Consider the following 25,274-nt stretch of genomic DNA (forward strand, 5'->3'; position numbering starts at 1 on the left):
CATTGTAATGGTAAAAAGTTCTATTTAATTTGAACTTCCTCCCTGCGGCTCTTATACCAGGAATAGAAAGATGAAGCCACATCGGCTGGCACATTCTCCACACTGGCATACTGAACAGGCTTACCTCGATTCACTGTCTGTATGGAGGCAAGCCCAAACAGCTTTTGCCATCGTGTTGCCGTTACTTCTGCCTCAATAACCTTGCTTCTTTTAGAGATAAATAACCTCGTGCCAACAATGCCGGTTTTGAATTGAATAAAAGGGCCATTGATCAAATAACGGGCATTTGTATACCCAGCGATTCGTACAAAGACAATTAAGGAAAAGAGCAGGATAGAACCTGCCAGCCAGGTTTCTTCAATACCCAGAAATTCAGGCTTGAAATAAACCAGGGCAGCTGTTGATAAAATCCATAACAAGCTTGGCTTTAATAAGCTTGCCCATAGGGCATTTTTCGGAAGCGGATGCATCTTCTGTAAAATTTCATATGCCGGCAATATCTCCTCCGCTATCTTGCAGGCCCGATCAACTGGCAGAAAAGGAAATAGTGAATTTACGCCTTCCTTTTCATCTCCTTCGGCAACATCACCTGCTGTCACCAATTTCACTTCAGCTACCCCGGTCAAACGTTTCATCATATTCTGCTTGATCTCTATTGCCTGGACTCGATCTTTTGAAATAGAAAAGGAGGTCTCTTCTAAGAATCCCTTGCGGATATAAATGCGGGTTTCGTCAGAGAATATTTCATATTTCCCATACTTGATATAGGTCCGCAAGAAACCTGCCAATACTGATATAATCAGAAAAAAGATGATTGCAGCAGCCTGCACCTGCCAGGAGTCAAGGAACCCCTTCAAAAAGCCCATCCCTCTTTCTTCCAGATCAATAAAGTCAGATACTTTTGTATAAATAGAAGCTATTAAAGACAGCAGTACAAAAAAGCTTAGCGATGTAAAGGCCGCTTTTATAAGATCTTTCTTTCCGGGAGAAAAATGCAGTGTTTTTACACTCTCTTCCGGCATTTCCGCTTCCGTTTTCGCTGAAACCATCTCTTCCAGCCAGTTCGCTTCTTTTAAGGAAATTACCTTAAACTCCACCGCAGACTCACTTCCATCCATTCCTGTTTCAAAGGTAAGGGATGTGAATCCAAATAGCCGGTGAAGCAGAGACGCATGTCTCTGGATATTTTGGACTTTAGTAAATGGTACAGTTCTCTTGGAGCGGACAAAGATTCCCTTGGATAAATGGATATAAGCATCGTCCACTTCATACTTATTTGATAGCCAATCTATGAGAACATACAAAGCAGCCAAGGCAATAAAAGGAAGGAAAAGCTTCCGTCCCCATACAATCAGAAAGGATTGGGAGCCGGCTTTCATCACAAATAAAAAGAGGGCAATAAAGGCTGAATTTCTTAGTAATTGAATGAGTCCAAACAATATAAGAAGCGGATGATATCTTCTAGCTTGCTTCATTCGTCCTCTTCCTTTACTTTGGCAAGTTTGGCTATCTTATTTCTTAATGAGACAGCCTCCTCTTTTGGCAATGCCGGTATTACATGAGAGGACCCCATCGTCCCCATGCTTACAGAATATAGGCCGTATTTCCTCATAAGGGGACCTTGCACAGTTTCAACCGATTGTATTTTCGTCATGGGGATCAGCAGATGCTTTTCCTGCCACACCCCTGACTTCAGCTGGACATATTCTTCATCCACATCGTAACGCCAGCTTTTGTACCGAATGTATGGTGATATGAAAGACCAAATTGCCGCTGGTATCGATATAGCCAATAAAATGATCAGGATCCACCCGATCCATTCTTTCCAAGAAAATCGATCATCCAGATAAAACAACAAACCGAGAACCGCAAATCCGATGATATTTTGGATCGCCTCACTGATGATCCATACCCGGATGGCGTTCTGTGATACCATGTTTTGAGGTTCCTTTATATTTACTTGCATATAAATCTCCCATCTATTATTCATTTAAAAAGATTTCTTCGAGCGATGGCTCTTCAACTTCCACCCGCAGAACATCCGCCTTGCATTGTGTGAAAGCCCTTATTATTTCAGCAATCTTATTCTCATCGCTGATTGTGATCACTGTATAAGCATCCCCGTGTTCAAGCAGGCTGCCAGCTGACTCAAGCCATTGCTTCAGCTTAGCTTGTTCCTGCTTTGGCACGGTGGAATGTTTTATTTTGACTCTTATGGTTGACCGGTAAAAGGCCCGCAGCTCTTCCATCGTTCCAATCTTATCAATGACTCCATCCCGCATAATGGCAATCCTTGAGCAAATCTTCTCCACTTCATCCAGATTATGCGAAGTCATAAAAACCGTCTTCCCCTGTTTTTGAAGTTCTTTAATGAGACGGTGAATGAGAATAACAGATTCCGCATCCATGCCTGATGTAGGCTCGTCAAGAAATATCAGTTCCGGATCATGAATAATAGCCTGAGCAATCCCCAGTTTCTTTTTCATGCCAAAGGAGAGCTTGCCTGCTTTCTTATTGGCATGTAATAAAAGATCAACACTTCTCAGAACCTCCAGACATTTCTCTTTTGAAGCCCTGGCGCCCGATAGCTCTGAGAAAAAGCGCAAATGATCCAGAGCGGTCCATGACCCATAGAGAGATGAATAATCCGGCATAACCCCCACTCTTTTCATCACCTTGCTATCAGGACCCTCAACCCCAAGAAGTGAGTATGTTCCGCTGCTGGAGGAAATGATGCCTGTCAGCATATTAATAAAGGTGGATTTACCTGCACCGTTACGTCCGAGAAACCCAAATATCTCGCCTTTCCTTACGGTTAAATCCATTCCCATGACCACCTGATGGGCACCATAGGCTTTTGAAAGCTGTTTCGCTTCGATGGCATTCATCAGCATTCCCTCCTTCTAAAAACAGTATTTGCAGCCAGCAGCATAATACCTGCCAATCCCAGTATGACTAAAAAAGTAAAATCGTCCCGCTCCAAATAGTAAAAAGGAATAAAGTATTTCATCCAGTTTACCCAGCCATTTGGAGACAAAGCTGCCCAAAATCCAAAAGCAGGAAGCACCAGCCCCAGAATATTGCCTAAAAACATGGTATATCCAGGTCTGGGGATAAGCACGGATAATAGGACAGCTAAAGCTGTCTGGTAAGTCACCAGACTCATCGTCTGAGAAAAAATAAACAGATCAAACTTCTTGGAATAGATACTGATCAGCAAAAAAGACACCACAATGCAGAACAGCCAGAATAACCATATTCCAAGGAATTTACCGAATAATATAGTAGAGCGTGATGCCCTTGTCACCAGAAACCTCATTGTACGCTCATGGATTTCTCTGTTTATTGTGTCGTGGGACAAACCGAACACAAATAATTGTCCAAGCAGCAAAATGACACTTAAAAGACCGATCGTGTGGATATCCTCAGCCTCACCTGCCGTCAGTTCCACCCCAGATGATAGTACACTGGAAAACTTCGCTGCATAATACGATACTGCAAATAATATGGCAATCATAATAATGGATTTAATTCCTTTAAAAAGACTTATAAACTCTCTCTTGCACATCACAAACATTTTCCATGCTCCCTTCAGCGTGATTCTGAGTAAAGTATATACCGTCAATCTTAACCACTCTGAAATACTACCTTAATTTTTCCTTAATTCCTATATTTTTGGAAATGGAGTGATATGATAGGTTTGAACAAACTAGATTAGGAGAATAACCATGCAAGATTCAAGATTACTGCTTGTTGATGACGAACAAGCCATTTTGCACATGCTATGCACGATTTTGCAGCGTGAACAATTCAGAAATATCGATACAGCCTCTACTGCTGCACAAGCATTAGAGCGCTGCAGGTCCTATACCTATGATCTTATTCTATTGGATGTGATGCTCCCTGATCGCAGCGGTTTTGATATTTGCCCTTTAATAAGGGAAACGACTGATGCTCCCATCTTCTTTCTTACTGCACGATCCACCGACCTTGATAAACTTTCAGGATTTGCCTTAGGAGCAGATGATTATATTACCAAGCCCTTTAATCCGCTTGAAGTGGCTGCGCGAATTAAAGCACACTTGCGCCGACATAAAGGAAGTCAGCCTGTTCCCGTACAGACAATCTATGATTTTGGCAGAATTAAGATCAATACTTCAGCAGGGGAAGTTACTGTTTCTGGAAAAAGGATAGACCTGCCAGCGCAAGTCTACCAGCTTCTCCTATTCTTAAGCAAACATCCCAATCAGCTTTTCAGCAAAAGCCAGCTATATGAGCATGTATGGGGAGAAGAAGGATTCGGTGAGGATAACACGGTCATGGTGCACATCCGAAAGCTCCGGGAGAAAATTGAAAGCAATCCAAGCAGCCCCTTCCACATTATTACAGTAAGGGGACTTGGCTATAAATTTGTTCCGGAAGGCAGTATTCATGAACATCCATAGACGATTCATCTTTCAATTTTTTGTCCAATTAATTACCGTTTTTGTGCTCTTTTTTATCATTCTGATTTCTTTTTGGGCTTTTCTTGGTTTTTCAATGATGGATTTCGAATCCAAACAGGATCTCTCCAAAGCTGAAGATTATTTTGTATCTGACCATGTTAGCTTTAAAGACGGGAAGGCCTTTTTTAAAGAGGAATTGAAAAGCCTGGCAAAGGAACAGAATGGATGGCTCCTTGCCATTAATGAAACCGGGGATGTTCTGGGCACTTTCAATATGCCGGATAAAGCTCCTAAAAAGTTAAAGAAAAGTGAAATCGCCGCCATTACTTATGGGGAAAGCAGTGAAGCCCATTATACATATTGGAAGATCGGCACTAAACCGCATTTTGTCCTTTTTGGAAAAGCCAAGGCTGAGACTAAACTTCTGAATCAAATATCCCGGCGTGTGGATTGGAAACAACAGAAGCTGAACCTTTCTGAAAACGCAGAGGACGAAATATCCAGGAGAAATGCCTGGGTCCAGCTTATTGCTCCTGAAGGCAATGTATTGGATGAGTATGGAGCCAAAAATCAGCCGAACAAATACTCAGTCAGAAAGCTATTCGCAGAGCAGGATACGGAAGGCAGCACACCAGCAGTATACTTTGACCAAAACACAGAAAGTGCCATCCTGTTAGGGATTCCTGCTGACAATAAGGCATCCACTCTGGAAAAAAGTTTATTTGAAAGCCTAAATAGAAGTCTCATTATCATTTTTGTCATGGCATTTCTGCTGCTTCTGGGCGGAACTCTCTGGTATGCACGCAAATTCGGTGTACCTCTGCTGACATTAATGAAATGGATTCAAAACCTGGGGAGCGGGCTGTATCAGGAGCCGGCAGATGTCCATGGCAATCCGGTAACACTCAGCAGAAAAGGAAAATTGAAAAGAAAGTTCCGTATTTATAAAGAATTGATTACAACCTTAACACAGCTTACCGAAACTCTTCAGCAAAATGAGAAGCAGCAGCGGATGATGGCCAATACTAGAGAAGAATGGATCAGCGGTCTTTCCCATGATTTAAAAACTCCGCTATCCTCTATTTCCGGATATGCTCAAATGCTTGCCTCCAATGATTACACATGGTCCGAAAAGGAAACAAAGGAGTTCGCCCTCATTATGGCTGAAAAATCGGATTACATGATGGACCTGCTGGAGGACTTAACTTTAACTTACCGTCTCAAGAACAATGCTCTCCCAATTGCCAAAATGCGGACCGACTTAAACGAATTCATTCGCCGAATCATCATTCATTACATTAATGATCCAGTCTATCAGGACAGAACATTCCATTTCACTCCGCACCCTGAATCCATTACGGCTTCCATTGACCCCAAATGGTTTCAGCGGATTTTGGATAATATCATAGCCAACGCGATTAAATATAACCCGCCAGGCACAGCCATTTCCGTTAGCCTCTCTTCCATAGAAGAACATCTGATTGTCATTAACATTAAGGATGATGGCATCGGCATGGACAGCGTCACACTCGGAAAGCTCTTCAGCCGCTACTATAGAGGAACCCATACAGGAGAAACAGGAAGCGGATCGGGACTGGGCATGGCCATCACCAAACAGCTTGTCCACCTCCATGGAGGTACCATCAATGTTCAAAGCGAGCCGCAAAACGGCACCCTCATCCGGATTATGCTGCCAGTCAATTAACATAAGAAAAGCGGAAGCTCCTTGCCCATGAAGGAACGCAGACTAAGATCGGCACGTCCTTCCAAAAGCTTCCGCTTTCGGTCGTGCTATGTTTATGCTTTCGAAGCCTTTCCTGTCCTGCGGGCCTCAGGCATAAGACGGTCCTGCAGGAAGGCGTTCTCCCTTTTGAAAGGAAACGGCTTCTTACCCCGAGTCCCTAGGAGCCGCAACAAATTCATGCTTGTGACCTCGAGGGGGCAGGCACTGGAGCTAGACTGTTATCGATGTTCAAAATTATATAAAAAGAATGCCAAAGTGCACTCTTTTTTCTTTCTAATTCAATTCAATCAAACGTTTGATTGAACTAGATAATGTCTCATTTTAGTCCCAGGCTAATACTAATAAAAATCCCAGCGCAAGGCATAGCCTCATAAAAAGAATGCAAACTAAAAACGCAGATGCCTTAATGAATATAAAGGGGGTGAAACTCATGGCAAAGAATAAGAAAAACCAATCAGATCATAAGAATAATGCACTTCCTAAGGATACAGAATTTGCGGATGACAGAGAAAATGGTCTTGAAAGAGTCGCTTTAATAGCCCAAAGAGACAACACCAAGTAAGGACATATGGGACAGTTAAACTGTCCCTATTTATCCCTGTCATTACGGCCAAAATGCATGTGGTATACTTTTCGTGGTTTAGTTTCATCTTCAATATTGCTGATAAATCGTTCTTTAACCTCCTCCATAAGCAGACTCGCAAGCTTTTCAAGCCTTTTTGGCCCGAATCCGGTCAATTTTTCAGAGATTATTACCTTGAATTCACCAGATTGCTTATACACTCGAATACTTCCATGCCCAGTTCTTTTTGTTTTTCCTGCAGTAAAATCAAATTCATACTTTTGCTCAATAAAGGAAGAAACCTCGGGAAGACCCAAATTCTCATATAATGGCGGAAATTGATGATGGACAGGAGGATCGGTGAACCGTATGGAATCTATGTTCATAACCCCTCTCCTCTCAATGTTTACAGTAATTATCTCCAATTAGGGGTGAATTCACGCGAACCTTTCCAATACTGAAATTGTTTTTGCCGGCATGGACTGATAAAATCCTTATATAAGAATGGAAACAAAGGAGTTTTTTTTATGATCAATAAAATTGGAAAAATCACAGTATACGTTGAGGACCAGGAACAGGCAAAGGATTTTTGGCTGAGTAAAATGGGATTTGTTTTAAAGCTCGAGCAGCCTATGGGACCAAATGCTGCCTGGATTGAAGTTGGGCCAAGCAATGATGAATTTACAACTTTAGTTCTTTATTCTAAGGAAGCCATGGAACAGCAAAACCCTTCTGCAGTTGCCCACCCATCCATTCTTTTCAGCACATCTGATATTGAAGCTGCCTATAAACAAATGAAACAAAATGGCGTGGAAGTTGAAGATATGTTAAAAATGCCTTTTGGAACTATGTTTACGTTTAAAGACCAGGATGGAAATAACTACTTATTGAGAGAGGATAAGTAATTCTAAGACGACCTGTCCTTCAAGTGCGGAGTGGACAGGTCTTTTTTCTCTTAGCCTTCAAATGCCTTCTTCAAAGTATTCAAATCAATCTTTTTCTCCATTTGGAGCAATGCCTTCATTACCCGTTCGGTTTTTTCAGAATCATGGCTGCTGATCATTTCGCTTAACTCTGCAGGTACAATTTGCCAGGATACCCCAAACTGATCCTTAAGCCAGCCGCAAGCCTGTGCCTTTACATCCCCGCCTTCAGAAAGCTTTTCCCAATAGTAGTCTATTTCTTCTTGATTCTCACAATTGACTATAAATGAAATTGCCTCGTTAAACCTAAATTTTGGCCCGCCATTAAGAGCAGTAAACTCCTGTCCATCCAGCTGAAATTTCACAGTCATAACCTTTCCCTCTGTCATGCCGCTAAGTTCGTGCCTTTCATTTCCATAGCGGGTTATCTTGCTGATAGCTGAGTTCTTAAAAATAGAAGTATAAAAGTTTGCTGCCTCTTCGGCTTCTGTATTGAACCATAGGTTTGGTGTGATTTTTTGGATTTTATGCTTCATGCCATCAACTCCTGTTTAGATGCTCTTCACCTTCATTTTAGCTTAATTTTGAGTTTGATATTTAAAGTAATTACTATTTGCCTAATAGTCAATAAAGCCTGTCACTCTTAGCGACAGGCATAACTCATTATCCCAGGAAACGATGATACAGATTCTTCGCCCCGATAATGTCTCTTACCCCGTGAATCAGCACTCTTCCATCCTTAAATACAACCACTCTGGCCTGATCGATCGAAAATGAGAGCAAATAAGGATTGCTCTCTACATTGATACCTTGAGAGACCAGGGATTTTTCCAGATAAGCAACATCCATATCTTGAAGGGCTGAAGGCCGGATTTGAACGGTATCCCTCCCGCAAAGCAGGGCTGTTTTTGTCTGATTTCTGTAGTCCAGGAAGGGATAAACTGGATCAGTCCCGCACGATAAGCACTGCGGATTCTTTAATGTAGAAACATTAACAGAACTAAAATGATTTTTCCATACATCAAAAGAAACAAGTGTCCCGCGTAAGGATTCAAAGCCTTCTGCCAATATCTTTAATGCTTCAGCAGACTGGTGAGCCGCAGCCATTTGAATAGCAGGCTGAATAACACCAGCCGTATCGCAGGTAATTCCCCCCAATGGCAATTTGTCCATCAGGCAATTCAGGCACGGTGTCACCCCAGGCAAGATGGTATAGCTTAAACCATAGCTCCCCACACAGCCTCCATATATCCAGGGAATCCGGTGCTTTTGAGATATATCATTGATCAGAAAGCGAATGTCAAAATTATCTGTTGAGTCAATGATTAAATCAACACCCTTAACCAGCTCTTCAATTTCCTGTACTCCTACATCCATAACCCGGGGGATAACTTGCACCTCAGAATTGATGACTTTTAGGCGGTTAGCCGCCGCTATCGCCTTTGGCACTTTTCGTACAGCGTCCTCTTCACAATAAAGCTGCTGGCGCTGCAGGTTGCTCCACTCCACATAATCCCGGTCGGCAATGGTTAATTTGCCGACACCTGCCCTTGTGAGGGTTTCTGCATTCGCAGCCCCTAATGCACCAGCCCCTATGATTAAAACATGTTTTTCCCTAAGCCTTTTCTGGCCTTCTTTGCCAATGGGAGGGAATAACATCTGGCGGGAGTATCGCTCATTCAACTAAAAATCATTCCTTCCGCCGGGCTGCTTGCTGATGCATAACGTTTTTGGGGCATCCTGCCTGCTTCATAGCCCAATCGCCCTGCTTCAATGGCCAGTTTCATTGCTTGTGCCATTTTAACAGGGTCTTTTGCAGAGGAAACAGCCGTATTTAATAAGACTCCATCTGCTCCCAGCTCCATTGCCAATGCCGCATCTGCCGGGCTCCCAATTCCAGCATCCACAATAATCGGGACTGCAGCCTGCTGAATAATAAATTGGAGATTAACAGGGTTGATAATTCCCTGCCCGGAACCAATTGGCGAAGCACAAGGCATGACCGCGTGGCAGCCCAGTTCTTCCAGCTTTCTGGCAAGCACAACATCATCAGAAGTATACGGCAGGACAATAAATCCCTCGTATAATAGGATTTCCGCCGCTTTTAGTGTTTCTACCGGATCAGGCAAAAGTGTTTTTCTGCAGCCGATTACCTCAACCTTTATCATGTCGCACAGCCCGGAAGCTTTGGATAGCCTGGCAATCCGCACAGCTTCCTCGGCTGTCTTTGCTCCGGCCGTATTAGGCAGTAATTTATATTTCTTTAAATCCAGCTTTTCCAAAAAGTTGGGCTGGTTCGCTTCGAAAATGTTCATACGGCGTACAGCAAACGTAAGCACCTCTGTTTCAGAAGCTTCTACAGCTTCCTTTTGCACATCAAAGTTTGGATATTTTCCTGTTCCGAGCAGCAGCCTGGAGTTAAATTCATAAGGTCCAATTTTCAACAAATCATCCGCCTCCTACAAAGTGTACAATTTCGATTCGATCCCCATCTGTCAGAATGGTTTCAGCATGCGTGGATTTATCCAAAATACGCTGGTTTAGTTCGACAATGACTACCTTTTTCTCCAAATGAAAGTGCTCGAGCAGGCGTGAAACAGAATTAACTGTTTCCGGCAGCACCATAGCATCTCCGTTAATGACAATATTCATAAAAGCACCCCTTTTGACGAATGGACTAAACCTTCAAGACGGGACAGCCCAAATGGGTTAGGCTGCTCCGTTTTTCCTTCGAGGATGTCTGCCATCAGTACGCCTGTTGCCGGGGCAAGGAGGATTCCATTCCGAAAATGGCCGGCCGCAATATATAACCCTCTATAAACAGGATGTTCTCCTAAAAAAGGCTGGCCATCAGCCGATTGCGGACGAATTCCTGTCCAGGCCCGCTCCCATTCAGCCTTCGCTATATCCGGAACAAGGTTTTGCGCCTTTTCCATCAGCGAGGATATCCCCTCAAGGGTCACCTTCTCATCAAATGAATTGACCTTAACGGTCGCTCCAACTACTAATCTCCCAGATTGCTTCGGAACGATATAGCATCCATGTGAAAAGATCGTCCCTTGTACAAGCGGTTTTTCAGGTATCACCGAGAAGCACTCGCCTTTAACCGGGATAATGGGCAGCGAAAGGCCCGTTCTTTCAAGAATTCCCCTGCTCCATGCCCCGGAAGCAACAATAACGGAATCTGCCAAAAATTCTCCCTGGCTGGTTCTGACCCCATAAACCTTTTCATCTTTTAAAATAAAATCTGATACATGTGTATACTCATATATTTCTGCGCCAAGGGCTATTGAAGCTTTTGCAAAGGCAAGGGACAATTCATATGCCTGAACCTGTCCGTCATTCGGTATATACATGGCCCCCCTCAATTTATTTGATACGAATGGTTCACGTTTGATCAGGTCATCAATCGAAAACCATTCGGCCTGCTCACCCGCTTTTTGCTGGCTTTCTATCAATCTTTTTAATGTCTGCCCCTCCTCTTTATTAGCCGCCACTTTATATACACCCTTATTTTGATAGCCAATATGCACTTGTGATAAATCTTCCAGTTCAGGAATCAGGATCCGGTACATGGAGCGGCTTTTGCATGCCAGCTGAAATAGCGGGCCGTCTTCAGCCAGTTCCGTTTGGGCTCCTAAAATTCCAGCTGCCGCTCCGGAAGCCTTGCCGGCTATTTTACCCTTATCCAAAACGGCCACTTTATACCCTCTTTTAGCCAATTGAAAAGCAATGGAGCTTCCGTTAATGCCACCGCCAACTATAACGGCGTCATAAATTTTCCTCATTTTTTCCCCTCCTCATTTAACTTTTTTGAAAAGAGCTTCGCTGCCTCTGCAGGGTCCTTTGCCTGCAAAATCCCTGACATTACAGCAATGCCATCTGCCCCCGCCTCCAAGACCTCAGGGACTCTCTCTGGTTTAATGCCTCCAATTGCCATTACCGGAATTTCTACTGCCTTTTTAAGAGCCTCCAGTGACCCAGTGCCCCTTGGCGGGATTCCCTTCTTGGAGTCGGTTTCAAATATGTGCCCAAACAGGATATAATCAGCCCCCTGTTTTGCAGCCTCTTCTGCTTCTTCAGAAGAATGTACGGAACATCCGATGGGCATATCTAGAAAATGCGTTTTGACAACACGGACTGGAAGGCTGTGAAAAGCAAGATGGGCACCTGTTTTACATGCCCATGCAACATCCACCCGATCATTTATAACAATTTTATGAATGGGGATTCCCTCATTACAAAGCAGCTTAACTCCTTCATATAGCTCCCTTGAGGTTCGATGCTTTTCCCTCAAGTGGAACCTGTCTGCAAAGGGTTCCACTTCACCTGCTATCTCAGCAAAAGCCTCTAGAGATAGCTTTCCATCTGATATAACATGCAGCTGTTTCCTCATAGCGATAACTCCCCTGTTTTTTTATGCTTTTAGCAAATTAAAAACCACCTTCTAAATAGAAAGTGGCTGTACGGGGCTTATGAATATAGCCCCGATACTCCACTTCCCTACGCTGGTATGCCAGATCAGGTTCCAAGGGTTTTAAAGCTTTTGCTTTAATCTCAGCCTGCAAACGGCACCCCCAGCAGATATAATTACTATTAAATTTCTAAAATACTATTTTTACTGATAAATACTTCCCCCGGTTTTTTTAAATTCCTCAGCTTTTTCTTCCAAGCCCTTCTGTATCGCTTCGTCCGTGTCAAGCTTATTCTCTTTTGCATAATTCCGGATATCCTGCGAAATTCTCATGCTGCAGAATTTTGGCCCGCACATGGAACAGAAGTGAGCTGTTTTAGCCCCTTCAGCCGGCAATGTCTCATCATGGTATTCCAATGCGCGTTCAGGATCAAGCGACAGATTGAATTGATCCCTCCAGCGGAATTCAAACCGGGCTTTTGACAGGGCATCATCTCTTTTTTGTGCTCCCGGGTGGCCCTTTGCCAGATCTGCAGCATGCGCTGCAATTTTATAAGTAATGACACCCTCGCGTACATCATCTCTATTTGGCAAACCCAAATGTTCTTTAGGAGTAACATAGCAAAGCATTGCCGTACCATACCAGCCTATCATGGCAGCCCCGATTGCAGAGGTAATGTGGTCATATCCTGGAGCTATATCTGTTGTTAGGGGCCCAAGTGTATAAAATGGCGCTTCCTTGCAGATCTCCAATTGTTTATCCATATTCTCTTTAATTAAATGCATTGGAACATGGCCAGGTCCCTCCACCATTACCTGTACATCGTGTTCCCATGCAATTTTCGTCAACTCCCCAAGTGTCTCGAGCTCTGCAAATTGAGCCTCGTCATTGGCATCTGCAATCGATCCCGGGCGCAGCCCATCCCCGAGTGAGAAGGCCACATCATAGGCTTTCATGATCTCGCAGATTTCTTCAAAATGTGTATATAAAAAGTTTTCTTTATGATGATGCAAACACCATTGGGCCATAATGGATCCGCCCCTCGATACAATTCCGGTTAAGCGTTTTGCCGACAGCGGAACATACCTCAAAAGGACACCTGCATGAATGGTAAAGTAGTCAACCCCCTGCTCAGCTTGTTCGATTAAGGTATCTCTGTAAACTTCCCACGTAAGATCCTCGGCAATGCCATTAACTTTTTCAAGTGCCTGATAAATTGGCACGGTGCCGACCGGAACGGCAGAGTTCCTGATAATCCATTCACGTGTGGTATGAATATTTTTGCCTGTAGATAGATCCATGATCGTGTCTGCTCCCCATCGAGTAGCCCAGGTCATTTTTTCTACCTCTTCCTCAATAGAGGATGAAACAGCAGAATTTCCAATGTTCGCATTAATTTTTACGTGGAAATTCCTTCCGATGATCATCGGCTCTGTCTCAGGATGATTGATATTGGAAGGAATGATTGCCCGCCCTCTTGCTACTTCAGACCGCACAAATTCCGGATCCATATTTTCCCGAATGGCTATATACTCCATCTCAGGAGTAATGATCCCCTTTTTTGCATAGTGAAGCTGGGTAACATTCTTTCCTTTTTTTGCTCTCAATGGCTTGCGGGATAAGCCAGGAAAAACTTTATGATTAGCACGCGGATCATGTTCATCGCGGTACCCATTATCCTCGGGCTTTATTTTCCGCCCATCATACTCTTCAACATCCCCGCGTTCATGAATCCACCGGCTTCTCAGAGCAGGAAGCCCTTTTTTTAGATCTGCCGTATATTGAGGATCCGTATAAGGTCCGCTCGTATCATATACTCGAACCGGCTCATTGATTTCCTCTCCAAAAGTTCCGGAAGTAGGACTTAACTCTATCTCACGCATTGGAACCTTTATATCAGGCCTGGATCCCTCCACATAGACTTTTTTGCTGCCAGTAAAGCACGACATAATGGAAATGCTCTTTTGATTTAATGAACTTGCCGTCATTGATCATCTCTCCCTTATAAAAATATAAGGACGAGACCTGGAACCAAGGAAGTGCCAGATATGTAAAAAAGCCGGTCCACATAAAGATGGACCGGCTAACCGAAGATGTCTTTGCACAAAGAAACTTTTGCACATTCTAACTTCCCCACGCTGGTATGATCCAGATCAGGTCCAAAGAGTCAAGAAACTTTAGCGCGTTTCTTTCTCAGCCCAAGCTATTGGGCACCCCTAGTTATTGCTATTAAATTCAATTTTAGTATACAGAATTGCGGAAACAAATGAAAGGAATTATTTCAGAATTCTGTCAGATGAAAAATTTTGCCTTTATTCTGCTCCTTACCCCGTTTTCCTTAATTCAATTTTTTTACTTCTGAATGAATATCAAAAACGCCTGTCAGTGGCAGACGTTTTCCGTGAATTATGCGGGTTAGTTCCCGTCAGACTCCTCATCATTCATATCCATATCACTTTCATCCATACTCTCTTCATCCTGTGGTGATTCTTCATTCATGCCGGGCTCCTCCATATCAGATTCTTCTGATGTGCCAGGATCCTGCATTTCATTATCTTCATTATTGTTTTCTTCCATCTGATTATCTTCCAATTCCACATCTTCCGTTTCCGGCGGCGGATCTTGTTCATCCGTTCCGCATCCTGCCAACAATAATCCTGCACTCAATGGAACTGATAGCCATAGCTTCTTATAATTCATGTATTGTCATCTCCTTTTGCAGTATTATGTTTCTTTAAGACCTTACCCTTTTAGCAGGAGGCCAAACTTTTCTGATCCTTAATAGCCCACCATCCGATTAAATCCCTGATATCTGCAAATACTATCCCTGCCACAAATACTGGAGGATGAATGATGAGAGTACTTTTCACCCTTATTTTATTTAGCTTCCTGGGAATGCCTCTATTCAGCGGACAGCCCGCTGAAAAAGAACAAGGGGATCAGCAGGGTCTTTCGGAAGAATATCACGGCCATGTTGAAGAACGTACAGAAGCACCATACAAGCAAATTCAATTGCTGGGCATTAATGATTTCCATGGGCAGCTGAATGTCACTCGGCAGGTTAACGGCAGACCGGCAGGACGCGCTGATTACCTCGCTGCCTATTTGCGGCAGCGTGCTTCTGAAAATAAAAACACCCTTTTGCTGCATGCTGGCGACATGATTGGAGCTAGCCCGCCAGTATCCGCTCTTCTGCGGGATGAACCGACTATTGAATTTTTGAATAAGATGGGGTTTGATATCGGAACTATCGGTAATCATGAATTTGATCGAGGATCTGATGAACTGCTTCGCCTGCTAAGTGGCAGCAGCCCTTCAGCGGCAAAAGTTTATTCCGGTTCCCATTTCCCATGGATTGCAGCCAATGTCATCAGTCAAAAGTCAGGCAAGCCCTTTCTTCCTCCATATAAAATAGTAAACGTTAGCGGGATCCCAATTGGATTTATCGGAGTCATCACGAAAGAAACATCGGCTATTACCGCGCCAAACAGTGTGAAAGATCTGATCTTCACCGATGAAGCTGAAGCCATCAACAAGTATGCCCGAGAACTTAAAAAACAAGGAGTAAGAGCCATTGTGGTACTAGCGCATGTTCCTGGAAAATCAGAACCAAATGGTGAGCATGCAAGAGGCCCGTTAATAGAGTTGGCCCATCAGGCGGATGACGAAGTGGACATTATTTTCGGAGGCCATAGTCATGCCTATCTGAACAGTGTGGTAGATGGAAAGCTTCTTGTGCAGGCCTACTCATATGGCACTGCCTTTTCTGATGTAGATATAGAAATAGATCCCCAGACAAAGGATATTGTCCGCAAACACGCTGAAATTGTGAATGTTTTTCAAGAGAATATCCAGCCCGCAAGCGACATAACCAGGATGATCGAGAGCTATGAAAGAAAAGTTGAACCCTCGGTGAACAGATATATTGGCACTGCTGCCATTCCAATCACAGCCGAACAAAACAGAAGCGGTGAATCAGCCCTGGGCAATCTTATTGCCGATTCCCAGCGGGCAGTGATGAACACAGATTTCGCTTTCATCAATCCGGGAGGAATCCGGGCAAACATTGACGCCGGCAGAGTTACATGGGGAAACTTATATGTCGTCCTCCCCTTCAGCAATCACCTTGTCAAAATGAACCTAACAGGCAGCCAAATTCGTGATGTCCTTAATCAGCAATGGCAGCCAAATTCAACAAGAATTCTTCAGATTTCCGGCTTCTCTTATTCCTGGTATGACAGCCAGCCTTCCGGTGAAAAAGTAAAAGATATTTATCTTCCTGACGGAACAAAATTGGATTCGGACAAGATCTATTCGGTCACTGTAAATACCTATCTCGCTGATGGCGGAGACAATTTTACAGTATTCCGAAAAGGGACGAACAGAGTGACCGGACCAAGTGATATAGATGCACTAGTGGACTATATACAGAATTCAGCACAGCCATTCAGCTCCGCGATTGAGGGACGCATAAAAAGAATAGACTGAAAAAGGACAGCTCGGGGACTGTCCTTTTTTCTTGTTCATTTAATACTAACAGCAGGATCGACATCATATCCTTCTATTAGGATCAGAAAGAAAGGAATAGGATAATGAAAAAGTATATTTATTTTCTCATGCTGTTCGGCGTCTTTTTTCCATTTTTTCATAAGACAGCCATTGTTTTTGAAAACTGGAGATTGTGTACAAATACATCCAAATTGATAGGGATCCAGCTTTATGGACTGGATTCAATGAGAAACCTTCTAATATCATCACTGGCGGCCCTGGTTGCTTTCTTTTTCACCCAGCTATTTATTGTGTGGGACAAAAAACATAAAAGTTCTTAAACATATGAATTGAAGCCTATTCATAAACCGTAAATTGCGGTTTAGTCGGATGGTCAATGACAAGAGCATCATTTGGAAATTTTAAGAGCTTTTTATACAAAACAAGGTCTCCAAAACATCCAACTGTCAATATCGCCCCTAATATCGATAATCCAGGCATATTCAGTACAATTCCAAGAACAAGGGGCAATAAGCCAGTCGGAATGAATGGCAGCATTAAAACCTTTTTCATTTGCTGAACCGTCACTGGCTGTTTAGCATGAGCATAGGCCACACCCAATTTCAAATTGACTCCCCAGGACATTTCGCTCCATGGGACACCGCCAATATAGCGGAAACCTGCCAAATGGATGGCTTCATGCAAGATAACGATAACGGCCATACCAGCTAAAAATAATAGCATACCTATAAGATCAAAAGACATTTCTCCTCCGCCATATATTACGGCATGTAAAAAGAGCACCCCAAATACCAGCGCAATCGTTGCTATGAATAAATAAACCTGCAATTTCATCATTGAAATGGAAACAACCGTTTGTTTTTTATTTTCCAAATTTTCACCCCGCGAGGAATTGGTCGATTACCTATATTTACGGATCACAAACAGCAAAGTTTCAAAAAATGGCTATTGCCGGCAGCTCCCCATTGCCTTTAGCCCTCCGCTTCTAATGCATTACCTTTACCTTGAAGCTTCAGCTGAATAAAACCAAAAATGGACGAAATGATTAATAATATTCCTGATAAAATGTAAATAAGCCGAACACCGATTAGATCAGTTAAGACCCCTATGCCCAAAATGGAGAAAACGAAAATCAATTCGTTTAAGACAGATTTAGCAGCAAGAATTTTCGTGAGCATTGTTTCATCTGCACTATTTTGATACATAGTGGTTTGCGCAAGATCCCGCAGCTGATAGGCAGGTCCCATCAATATTACAAATAGCAGCGCTAAGAAAGGATTCGAAATAAAACCATACCCCAAGGTAAGAATCCCGAAAGCACTGGATCCAATCAGCATAAAAATAATCAAACGGCCTTGCAGTAAATAAGAAAGCCGATAAATGAGGATTCCTCCAGCAATAGTGCCTAAGTAATATCCTCCGTTGATATAACCCCACCAAGACTCCCCCTTTCCAAGGGCATCCTCCACATAGGTTAACGTAACTGCACCAATCCAAATCGTTCCTGCCCAAGCTTCTATTAAATCCATTATGATCAGGACTCGAAGCCCTTTATCCTGGAGGAGTATTTTCCAGCCAGCCGTTAGACTGGACAGCATCCGGAAGTTTGAGTTCACAGCAGGTGATTCGCTTTTTTTTATCAAAAACAAGCTTAGAATAGAAATAACAAGCAGAATGATCGTAATGATCAATGTGGATTGTTTGCCAAGGAAAGCTAACAGGATACCGCCAAAGGTCCACCCTGCAAACAAGAAAGTCTGGTCAACACTTGAGAGCAGGCTATTCGCTTTGACTCTTTGCTTTTTAGGAACAACAGCTTTTACCATGGACATTTTAATAGGCGAGAAAAAGCCATTGAAAAAGGATATAAGGGCCAACACTAAGAAAATAGCCATTAACATAAAATCCTTCATTTGCTGCAAGAATAATATCATTAATCCAGCAATCAGAACGATCTGGCTTATCTGGGAAAACTTCAATAGATTTACTGGCTGAAATCTATCCGAAATGGATGGAAGCAGTATATTACTGATCATTCTCGATATTACACTAATCAATGTGACGGCTGCAGAAAGTGCTGTGCTCCCTGTTTCATTATACAAATGCAGCACAACAGCCATCGTGTACAGGGCAAACCCAAGATTCGTTGCTGTCTGGCTTACTAGAAGAGCGTAAAATGAACGATTCATCACTATCCCCCTATCTAAAGTCGTTGCAAACCGGCATGATTTCTATAAAGTTAAGCTCTTAATCTAATATTGAAAATCTATCATTTAGCTTAACATATTGAAAAATGCCTGCAGCAGCCAGCTCGGTAATATGTTCTAACAATATAGATCATGGTAGCTTGTTCCTATTTTTCAGAAAAACATATCACGATTTTCATGAATGTCTGTATAATCAACTTAAACTATTAATAGAAAGGAGCTCAACAGAAAACGTGCTTTACATATGGGATATCGAAAAGATTATAAAAAACACCTTGGATGGGTTCCAATTGGATATTAACTATGAGTTCTGCAATACACTTACTGCACCCATGAGCTACAATGTCTCAACGAATACAATTAAATTTAACTACCTGAAAGTGAACGGCTACATTGCAAAAATTAATTTTAAAATTAAAGAAACAGATGAGAACCTGGTTAAATTAATGCTATTCCATGAAATCGGGTATTATCTGGACTTCAAGAAAAACAAACATGACATAAGAACGCTACTGTACGGAGAAGATGACGAAAAAGAACAGCTCATGTCTGAAATAGAAAAAAACTCATGGGATTATGGAAGAAAAATAGTACCTGAACAACTGGTAAATTCCTATGATCATTTACGGGAATTGGATAAAATGTTCAGCTAGAAAAAGAAATGCGCCTCATTAAGAGACGCATTTCTTTATTAATTCGGTTCCACATGGACGTGAACATCATAAACCCCATAATCCCTCATCATCACTTTCTCCACATGTGTCGCAATATCATGGGCTTCCTTAATATCAAGCTTGGAATTAACCAAAATGACCACATCGATCACTTCATTGTTTCCATAGCTTCTGCCTTTAATATCTTTAATGCCTTTTACCCCGTCTACATTTTTGATGACATCCTGATAATGCTTAATCTTTTTTTCATCAAATCCATCAGAAAGCTCATGGGAGGCTTGTACAAAAATATCCCAAGCCGTTTTGCATATTAAAAACCCGACAACTATGGCTGTTAATGGATCAAGCCAAGGCATGTTCAGCTGCGAACCAAAAATTCCGACGGCAGTGCCTATACTCACCCATGCGTCTGAAATATTGTCCTTTGCCGCTGCCATTACGGCCTTGCTGTTAATTTTAATAGCTAATTTTTTATTATATCGGTATACAAAGTACATTGCAGCTCCAGAAAAAACTCCCGTATATGCCGCAATTATATCAGGAGATTCATTAACCCCATCAAACATGGATGAAACAGCATTAAGCAGAACTTGAAGACCTACTGCAGCCATAATGAAGGATGCTACCATGGAAGCAATGGTTTCACTCTTCCAATGGCCATACCCATGATTTTTATCCGGCGGACGCTGAGAAATCCTCAGCCCTATAAGCACTGCAATTGAAGCAATTATATCTGTTGTATTATTCAATCCATCCGCTTTCAAAGCAGCAGAGTCACTCACATATCCAATTGTTAATTTTAGTACAGAAAGACATATATAAGCTGCAATACTAATAAAAGCAGCACGCTCGCCTAACTTAAGGTTATGATACTTTTCCTCTTCCATGCCCCAGCCTCCTACTTTACCCTTGATTATATTACCAAGCGGAATTCGGGTGGGTCTAGAGCAATCTTTTTGTCTTTTATTAAATAAATAAGCAAAGTGCAATTAAGTTGTACTAGTGAAAATTTAAGCCAGCCCCATAAAAGGCTGGCTTGATTTGAATCATCTTAATGTGCATAAAGAAGAAACAGAATTTGTACAGCATGAAAGAAACAGCCCATCTTCCAAGCAAAACTATGCCTTCTTAAGACTCGCCTCAAACAAATCGATAATTTCCAAAAATCTCTCAGCTTCTCTAAACGTATGGTCAGCCAGAAGAGGATGAATATTGCTTTTGATCCGGCATGCCTCTATTAATTCTCTGGCTGTTTTCTTAAAGTCCCTTAACGAAGCAACTGATATTTTATTCTCATTTAAAAAATGGCTAAGTATTGGTTTCGTTTCTGATTCAGGCTGCATAGAGTCAAGATCAACAGCTTGAAAGACCAATTGGTCAAAATCATGGCTAAACTCTCTTGCCTGTTCTACCAGCTTTCTTTCCGAAGGATCTAGTAAATGGCCAATAAACTTAGCATGGTCAGCCATGATCCTTAGAAAGAAGACATTTTCTTCTATAATGGCTTCCGGTTTTGGTGCGAGTATCCCTGAGTTGAGGTCTTTTAATCGATTTGCAAAGTATGCAGCTTCTCTGCTGATATGGTCAATTAATAAAGGAAAATTATTTGAACGGATTTCGCATCTTAATGTCAGCCCCAGCACTTTCCTCTTATAGCTCCAGATGGCAGCAGCTGCTTGATAAACCTCGTTATTAAATGCTTGAACCTGTCTAAGTTCTGAGTTGATTGTAAATCTGGCCAGCTTTTCCTCGATTCTTTCAAATAGAGCGATAAATTGCTGTGCTTCGGCAATTAATTGTTTCTGTTCATAGGTAAACCCCAAACTTAAAAATAGTGCATGTTCTTTCATAATCCTGGACCAAAATTTAATCTCATCCAGCGATCTAACGACTATTGGATCCGCCATGTCATCCCCTCCCCAATTACTCACTCCTTCTCATATATATTTATGATTTCCTGCCATTATTCTATTTTATTGAAGCTGATAAACAAGCTGATAAATGTAAAAACTGCTCCCAAGAACGGCAGCAGTCATTCTTTTACTCATATTTTGAAAAATCCATAACATAGCTATAAATCAAGTATACAACCATTGCAAACGCGGTTGAAATAAAGCCCCAGCCCAGCGTAATCTGCTCGATGACCAAATAGTTATTGCAAAGCTGTACAGGGGACCAGATATATAGCCATCCCAGAGCTAAAAATAAGATAGTAAAGAAAATAATGAGAGCATGCTTCCAAAATGAACTTAGCTTTGGCCAGCTGTCCCGCAATGGCACACCGGCCAAAAATGGAAGGGAGATAAATTTAAAGACTTCTACACTCGTAAGCGTCAATGCTTCATCCATTGTCCTTGGCAGAGACCAATACACCATAATGATTGAAAACAGCAATATACCCGGCACTCCGTTTTCATTCCATTTTGAGAAAAATCCCGTGAAGCGATTCTGAAAGAACTTTGCCATGAATATGCCAGAGATCACCAGTAAAGGCATTTGCATATGCATATGGGTAATCATGATGGACTCCAGAAAATCAGCTGCAGGCGGGAGCATCAATCCAAGAAGCAGGAGTAATCCGTAAACTGATGACTTCATCATTCTTTCCCTCCGCTCTCGAGAATCTCCGTCACCCTTTCAGCCGCTGCTTCTATTAAGGTGTAATCCATGACTTCAACTAAGTGTCCTTTTGGATTCACCAGATAAAAGGCAGAGTTATGGGCAAAATTTCCGTATTCATCAGGAATGACTATGACACCAAATCGATCAAGCAAAGATTTAAGCTCCTGCTGTTTCGGTATCCTCGCCATTCTCCACGTTTCCCCGTCACTGCCAAAAGCCTTGCGGTAAGTATCCAATGTTTCCGGAGTATCCCGCTTTGGATCAAAACTAATGCTCAGGAATTGAATATCATGGCCAATATACTCTTCTGGAATCCGTTTATATACTTCAGACATATTAACCTCCAGTTCAGGACAAACAGTACCGCATGAAGTATATAAAAAGGTAATAAACACATACTTCCCTTCAAATTCTGTGAAAGAATAGGTCCTCCCGTTATTATCTTCAAGTGTTACATCCGGGAACTGAGGCTTTTCATCCATTAACTGATTAACCCTGGCTTTTTCAGCAGTGAAAGCCTGAAAGCCATCTGTGCCAATGTAAAAAAGGAGCACGCCAAACACCAGTACAGCCAAGCTGGAAAAAGCCGTTTTATTTTTTGGAAACATGATTCATCACTTCCTTTTAAAAGAAAGAGACAGCCCTGCATCCGAGCTATCTCTCTTTCCTTACCAGGTTTTATAAGGAGGTGAACCTGGAGGAGCATTGACAATAAAATCGACCAATGGAATGACATAAGCCATGCCGACAAGGACAATCATACACACAATCCATAATCCCCAGCGCTCTGTCCATCTAGGTGTTGGCGCTTCATCCTCTTCCACTTCCGCAACAGGGAATTCTGTGTTTCCTTTTGGCGCAAAGAACATGAGGTAGAATACAGCATATACCTGCATAAGTACACCGATCATCAGAAGGGTACCACCGATAGCCAGGAAGAACAGATAAGGGTCCCAGCTTAAAGCAGTTGCATTGTCAAAGTATGTTGAATAGGAAGTTCTTCTTGGAGAACCCAGCAGACCCACCCAGTGCATCGCACCGGACATGATGATCATACCGAGCGTCCATATGATCGTTTGTATAACCCCAAGTTTATTAATCTGCGGTGTCAGCATTCTTTTTGATACATAAGGAATAAGCCAGTAGCTGATACCGAAGAACGTCATGACCACAGACATGCCAAGTGTTAAGTGGAAATGACCGACAATCCACATTGTGTTATGAACTACCTGGTTCAATTGGTTTGTGCTTTGTACTATTCCGCCGGCTCCGGCAGGAATAAAAGCAGCCATCGCGATAAATGGCGCGAGGAATCGAACATCTCCCCAAGGAAGTTTCTTATACCAGCCGACAAGACCTCTTCCGCCTTTTTTTCTCGCTGTACGCTCAAATACTGCAAACATAGCATAAGCAGTCATTAATGAAGGGAAGCCAATTGCCAAACTCATAAACACGTGCATGTATTTCACAGGTTCAGAAATACCAGGATCAATAATCTGATGATGGAAGCCGCCGGTAATATTCATAATTACAAGTGCAATAACCACAATTCTTGTTAAAAGGTCATTCCACCTACGGCCGCCAATAATCTTCGGCACTATGACATACCAGGCAGAGACCGCTGTTAAATACCAGATGTTTACCAGCGTATGGCCGAACGCCCAGAACAGCGTGCGTGCAACCATGACATTTATTGTCTCCACCCATCCAAAAGCCCAAGGGATAATGGTAAAAACTTCGATGGCTACAGGTATGCTTCCAAAGAATAAGAGAACAAATACACCGGTTGCAAAGAAAGAAAGAATAGGGATATGCTGGCCGGGATTCCTCTTTCGCCAGCTAGCCACATTAATAAAGGCACCAAAGGCGCACATCCATACACCCAATACAATGAAGACTAAACCGATATAGAAAATGGGTGAAGCAGCCATTGGCGGATAGAAGGTATACATAACAGATGCTTCATTCATTAAAATCGGAATCACAGCTAGGACAAATCCGAAAATCTTCATCCAGAAGCCGATCCAAGCCATCTTTCTTACCTTAGGAAGCAGGCCTCCCAGAGTATGAGATAATCCAGCATAAAAGTAACCAATTGTGAAGAAAGCCGACAGTACGACTACCAGCAGCAGACCGTGAGCTGTAAGAACCTGATAATAGTTCAGCCATGCCGGCAATTCCAGCATTCCAGCCCGATTCAGCCCTTGCAATAGTCCAAGTATTCCGCCAAGCAGGATGGCTAAGAAAGCAACAGATAAATATGATTTCGTTATTTTTGCATCCTCCAGGCTAATTCCCATAACTTTATTTGCTTTATCCTTAAATGCTTGTGTTTTTCCTGTTTGCTTAATAACTGTTTCCACTGTTTATCCCCCCCTTTATTTCACCGTAATGGTGGTGCTCATCATCTGATGACCCGCGCCGCAGTACTCATTGCAAAGAACCAAATATTCACCTGGCTTATCAAATTTCTGTGTGATCTTTTGTACATAGCCAGGCACAACCATTGCATTTAGGTTCGTGTCAGCGACTTGAAAGCCATGCACAACATCTTTAGATGTCATGATAAAATGAACTGTCGATCCTGCAGGCACTTCAATTTCATTTGGGGTAAAGCTGAATACCTGAAGAATCATAACTACTTCATACTCATTCTCGCCTATCTTCTTAATCCCAGGATTATCGAACGGCGCTGTTTCATCCACTTTTTGAGGATCAATTCGCTCTCCATAGCTTGGCGGCCCCATCTCCAGGGCGAATGTCTGATAGCCCGTAATCAGCATGAATCCAATAATCATTCCAAAGCTTAATATCAGCCATACCTTCTCCGACCGATGCATCATTTTATATCCCCCCTATAATCTGGCCATGTACAGGCCATACACAATTAAATAAGTAACAAAGATCCCAAGCCCCACAACTGTAACTGAAAAGAACGTACCCCTTAGAGAGTTATGTTCCTTTGAACTGCTCTGGACCACTTTTCGCGTTTCCACCTTCCATCAGCTCCTTAGCTTTGTTACCTACATCATAGTTGAGAAGGGTTTTCATAAAAGTGAAATGAATCACACTTTTTTCATATATCTTCGCAGGCAAAAATGCTGAAATACTAACAAGAACACAGTAATATCAAGGCTTTCTTCCAATGAATTCTGTACTGGCAAGCATAACGA

General features: G+C 42.4%; 28 protein-coding genes and 2 riboswitches. Of the genes, 7 read left to right on the forward strand and 21 right to left on the reverse strand.

Annotation, left to right across the window (positions count from 1 at the left end):
- Positions 1-20 precede the first annotated feature (20 nt).
- Genes MKY20_RS01260 through MKY20_RS01275 form a run of 4 tightly spaced genes read right to left on the reverse strand, consistent with a single transcriptional unit; the run spans position 21 to position 3,577 of the window.
- Positions 21-1,475 carry a PH domain-containing protein gene (locus tag MKY20_RS01260; protein WP_251175601.1) on the reverse strand — a complete coding sequence of 485 codons (1,455 nt, stop codon included), beginning with the start codon at positions 1,473-1,475 and terminating at the stop codon, positions 21-23.
- The gene (locus tag MKY20_RS01265) at positions 1,472-1,966 is read right to left on the reverse strand and encodes a PH domain-containing protein (RefSeq protein WP_251175602.1); all 495 of its coding nucleotides are present in this window, start codon (positions 1,964-1,966) and stop codon (positions 1,472-1,474) included. Before MKY20_RS01265 ends, MKY20_RS01260 begins: the two co-directional genes overlap by 4 nt.
- Before the next feature lie 16 nt (positions 1,967-1,982).
- Positions 1,983-2,888 (reverse strand): ABC transporter ATP-binding protein, encoded by a 906-nt coding sequence (locus tag MKY20_RS01270; RefSeq protein WP_341000095.1) that lies wholly within the window; start codon positions 2,886-2,888, stop codon positions 1,983-1,985.
- A complete protein-coding gene (locus MKY20_RS01275; protein WP_071159671.1) occupies positions 2,888-3,577 on the reverse strand; it encodes an ABC transporter permease in 690 nt (229 codons plus the stop codon). Before MKY20_RS01275 ends, MKY20_RS01270 begins: the two co-directional genes overlap by 1 nt.
- Before the next feature lie 151 nt (positions 3,578-3,728).
- On the opposite strand from MKY20_RS01275, the gene MKY20_RS01280 reads away from it, so the two are divergent.
- The 3 genes from MKY20_RS01280 to MKY20_RS01290 all read left to right on the forward strand — a co-directional run bounded on the left by MKY20_RS01280 (position 3,729) and on the right by MKY20_RS01290 (position 6,751).
- Positions 3,729-4,445, forward strand: coding sequence for a response regulator transcription factor (locus MKY20_RS01280; RefSeq protein ID WP_251175603.1), 717 nt, complete (start codon positions 3,729-3,731; stop codon positions 4,443-4,445).
- Positions 4,432-6,150: a sensor histidine kinase gene (locus MKY20_RS01285; RefSeq protein ID WP_251175604.1), complete on the forward strand. Its 1,719-nt coding sequence runs from the start codon at positions 4,432-4,434 to the stop codon at positions 6,148-6,150. The genes MKY20_RS01280 and MKY20_RS01285 overlap by 14 nt, the downstream gene beginning before the upstream one ends.
- Positions 6,151-6,619: 469 nt before the next feature.
- Positions 6,620-6,751 carry a hypothetical protein gene (locus MKY20_RS01290; RefSeq protein ID WP_341000098.1) on the forward strand — a complete coding sequence of 44 codons (132 nt, stop codon included), beginning with the start codon at positions 6,620-6,622 and terminating at the stop codon, positions 6,749-6,751.
- A 26-nt stretch (positions 6,752-6,777) separates the two neighbouring features.
- Here MKY20_RS01290 and MKY20_RS01295 read toward each other — a convergent pair whose 3' ends face one another.
- Positions 6,778-7,137 (reverse strand): hypothetical protein, encoded by a 360-nt coding sequence (locus MKY20_RS01295; protein ID WP_009335507.1) that lies wholly within the window; start codon positions 7,135-7,137, stop codon positions 6,778-6,780.
- A 141-nt stretch (positions 7,138-7,278) separates the two neighbouring features.
- On the opposite strand from MKY20_RS01295, the gene MKY20_RS01300 reads away from it, so the two are divergent.
- The gene (locus MKY20_RS01300; RefSeq protein ID WP_251175605.1) at positions 7,279-7,656 is read left to right on the forward strand and encodes a VOC family protein; all 378 of its coding nucleotides are present in this window, start codon (positions 7,279-7,281) and stop codon (positions 7,654-7,656) included.
- 50 nt (positions 7,657-7,706) lie between these two features.
- On the opposite strand, the gene MKY20_RS01305 is transcribed toward MKY20_RS01300, so the two are convergent.
- From MKY20_RS01305 to MKY20_RS01340, 8 genes are all read right to left on the reverse strand, one after another.
- Positions 7,707-8,210 carry a VOC family protein gene (locus MKY20_RS01305; protein ID WP_251175606.1) on the reverse strand — a complete coding sequence of 168 codons (504 nt, stop codon included), beginning with the start codon at positions 8,208-8,210 and terminating at the stop codon, positions 7,707-7,709.
- A 127-nt stretch (positions 8,211-8,337) separates the two neighbouring features.
- Positions 8,338-9,357, reverse strand: a complete 1,020-nt coding sequence (locus MKY20_RS01310) for a MoeB/ThiF family adenylyltransferase (RefSeq protein WP_251175607.1) — start codon at positions 9,355-9,357, stop codon at positions 8,338-8,340.
- Positions 9,354-10,121 carry a thiazole synthase gene (locus MKY20_RS01315; RefSeq protein WP_251175608.1) on the reverse strand — a complete coding sequence of 256 codons (768 nt, stop codon included), beginning with the start codon at positions 10,119-10,121 and terminating at the stop codon, positions 9,354-9,356. Before MKY20_RS01315 ends, MKY20_RS01310 begins: the two co-directional genes overlap by 4 nt.
- Before the next feature lies 1 nt (position 10,122).
- On the reverse strand, positions 10,123-10,326 hold the full coding sequence (gene thiS, locus MKY20_RS01320) for a sulfur carrier protein ThiS (RefSeq protein WP_251175609.1): 204 nt from the start codon (positions 10,324-10,326) through the stop codon (positions 10,123-10,125).
- Complete coding sequence (gene thiO / locus MKY20_RS01325) at positions 10,323-11,462, reverse strand: glycine oxidase ThiO (RefSeq protein WP_251175610.1); 1,140 nt, start codon at positions 11,460-11,462, stop codon at positions 10,323-10,325. The genes thiS and thiO overlap by 4 nt, the downstream gene beginning before the upstream one ends.
- The gene (locus tag MKY20_RS01330) at positions 11,459-12,070 is read right to left on the reverse strand and encodes a thiamine phosphate synthase (protein ID WP_251175611.1); all 612 of its coding nucleotides are present in this window, start codon (positions 12,068-12,070) and stop codon (positions 11,459-11,461) included. Before MKY20_RS01330 ends, thiO begins: the two co-directional genes overlap by 4 nt.
- 87 nt (positions 12,071-12,157) lie before the next feature.
- A riboswitch (TPP riboswitch) is annotated at positions 12,158-12,263 on the reverse strand.
- 29 nt (positions 12,264-12,292) lie between these two features.
- The gene (thiC, locus tag MKY20_RS01335) at positions 12,293-14,077 is read right to left on the reverse strand and encodes a phosphomethylpyrimidine synthase ThiC (RefSeq protein ID WP_009335527.1); all 1,785 of its coding nucleotides are present in this window, start codon (positions 14,075-14,077) and stop codon (positions 12,293-12,295) included.
- 125 nt (positions 14,078-14,202) lie between these two features.
- Positions 14,203-14,317, reverse strand: a riboswitch (TPP riboswitch).
- Positions 14,318-14,504: 187 nt separating this feature from the next.
- Complete coding sequence (locus MKY20_RS01340; protein ID WP_009335528.1) at positions 14,505-14,789, reverse strand: hypothetical protein; 285 nt, start codon at positions 14,787-14,789, stop codon at positions 14,505-14,507.
- Between the two features lie 153 nt (positions 14,790-14,942).
- Here MKY20_RS01340 and MKY20_RS01345 point away from each other — a divergent pair, with 153 nt between their 5' ends.
- Together MKY20_RS01345 and MKY20_RS01350 are read left to right on the forward strand one after the other, a co-directional pair.
- The gene (locus MKY20_RS01345; protein ID WP_251175612.1) at positions 14,943-16,577 is read left to right on the forward strand and encodes a bifunctional metallophosphatase/5'-nucleotidase; all 1,635 of its coding nucleotides are present in this window, start codon (positions 14,943-14,945) and stop codon (positions 16,575-16,577) included.
- 104 nt (positions 16,578-16,681) lie between these two features.
- The gene (locus tag MKY20_RS01350) at positions 16,682-16,918 is read left to right on the forward strand and encodes a hypothetical protein (RefSeq protein ID WP_019381133.1); all 237 of its coding nucleotides are present in this window, start codon (positions 16,682-16,684) and stop codon (positions 16,916-16,918) included.
- A 16-nt stretch (positions 16,919-16,934) separates the two neighbouring features.
- Here the strand turns inward: MKY20_RS01350 and MKY20_RS01355 are convergent, their stop codons facing one another.
- Both MKY20_RS01355 and MKY20_RS01360 read right to left on the reverse strand, forming a co-directional pair.
- A complete protein-coding gene (locus tag MKY20_RS01355) occupies positions 16,935-17,471 on the reverse strand; it encodes a DUF3267 domain-containing protein (RefSeq protein WP_009335530.1) in 537 nt (178 codons plus the stop codon).
- Between the two features lie 98 nt (positions 17,472-17,569).
- Complete coding sequence (locus MKY20_RS01360; protein WP_251175613.1) at positions 17,570-18,787, reverse strand: MFS transporter; 1,218 nt, start codon at positions 18,785-18,787, stop codon at positions 17,570-17,572.
- A 251-nt stretch (positions 18,788-19,038) separates the two neighbouring features.
- On the opposite strand from MKY20_RS01360, the gene MKY20_RS01365 reads away from it, so the two are divergent.
- Positions 19,039-19,458 (forward strand): hypothetical protein, encoded by a 420-nt coding sequence (locus MKY20_RS01365; protein WP_019381135.1) that lies wholly within the window; start codon positions 19,039-19,041, stop codon positions 19,456-19,458.
- A 38-nt stretch (positions 19,459-19,496) separates the two neighbouring features.
- Here MKY20_RS01365 and MKY20_RS01370 read toward each other — a convergent pair whose 3' ends face one another.
- The 6 genes from MKY20_RS01370 to MKY20_RS01395 form a co-directional block, all read right to left on the reverse strand.
- Positions 19,497-20,366 (reverse strand): cation diffusion facilitator family transporter, encoded by an 870-nt coding sequence (locus MKY20_RS01370; RefSeq protein ID WP_009335533.1) that lies wholly within the window; start codon positions 20,364-20,366, stop codon positions 19,497-19,499.
- A gap of 231 nt (positions 20,367-20,597) precedes the next feature.
- Entirely contained in the window at positions 20,598-21,386 is a 789-nt protein-coding gene (locus MKY20_RS01375) for a DUF2935 domain-containing protein (RefSeq protein WP_009335534.1), read from the reverse strand.
- A gap of 133 nt (positions 21,387-21,519) precedes the next feature.
- Positions 21,520-22,080 carry a hypothetical protein gene (locus MKY20_RS01380; protein WP_009335535.1) on the reverse strand — a complete coding sequence of 187 codons (561 nt, stop codon included), beginning with the start codon at positions 22,078-22,080 and terminating at the stop codon, positions 21,520-21,522.
- On the reverse strand, positions 22,077-22,709 hold the full coding sequence (locus MKY20_RS01385) for an SCO family protein (RefSeq protein WP_009335536.1): 633 nt from the start codon (positions 22,707-22,709) through the stop codon (positions 22,077-22,079). The genes MKY20_RS01380 and MKY20_RS01385 overlap by 4 nt, the downstream gene beginning before the upstream one ends.
- A 60-nt stretch (positions 22,710-22,769) precedes the next feature.
- A complete protein-coding gene (locus MKY20_RS01390; protein WP_019381136.1) occupies positions 22,770-24,464 on the reverse strand; it encodes a cbb3-type cytochrome c oxidase subunit I in 1,695 nt (564 codons plus the stop codon).
- Between the two features lie 15 nt (positions 24,465-24,479).
- A complete protein-coding gene (locus MKY20_RS01395) occupies positions 24,480-24,944 on the reverse strand; it encodes a cytochrome c oxidase subunit II (protein WP_019381137.1) in 465 nt (154 codons plus the stop codon).
- Between the last annotated feature and the right edge of the window lie 330 nt (positions 24,945-25,274).

Origin of the sequence: Cytobacillus sp. FSL W8-0315 (assembly GCF_038002905.1) — a bacterium.
GTDB lineage: Bacteria > Bacillota > Bacilli > Bacillales > Cytobacillaceae > Cytobacillus > Cytobacillus pseudoceanisediminis.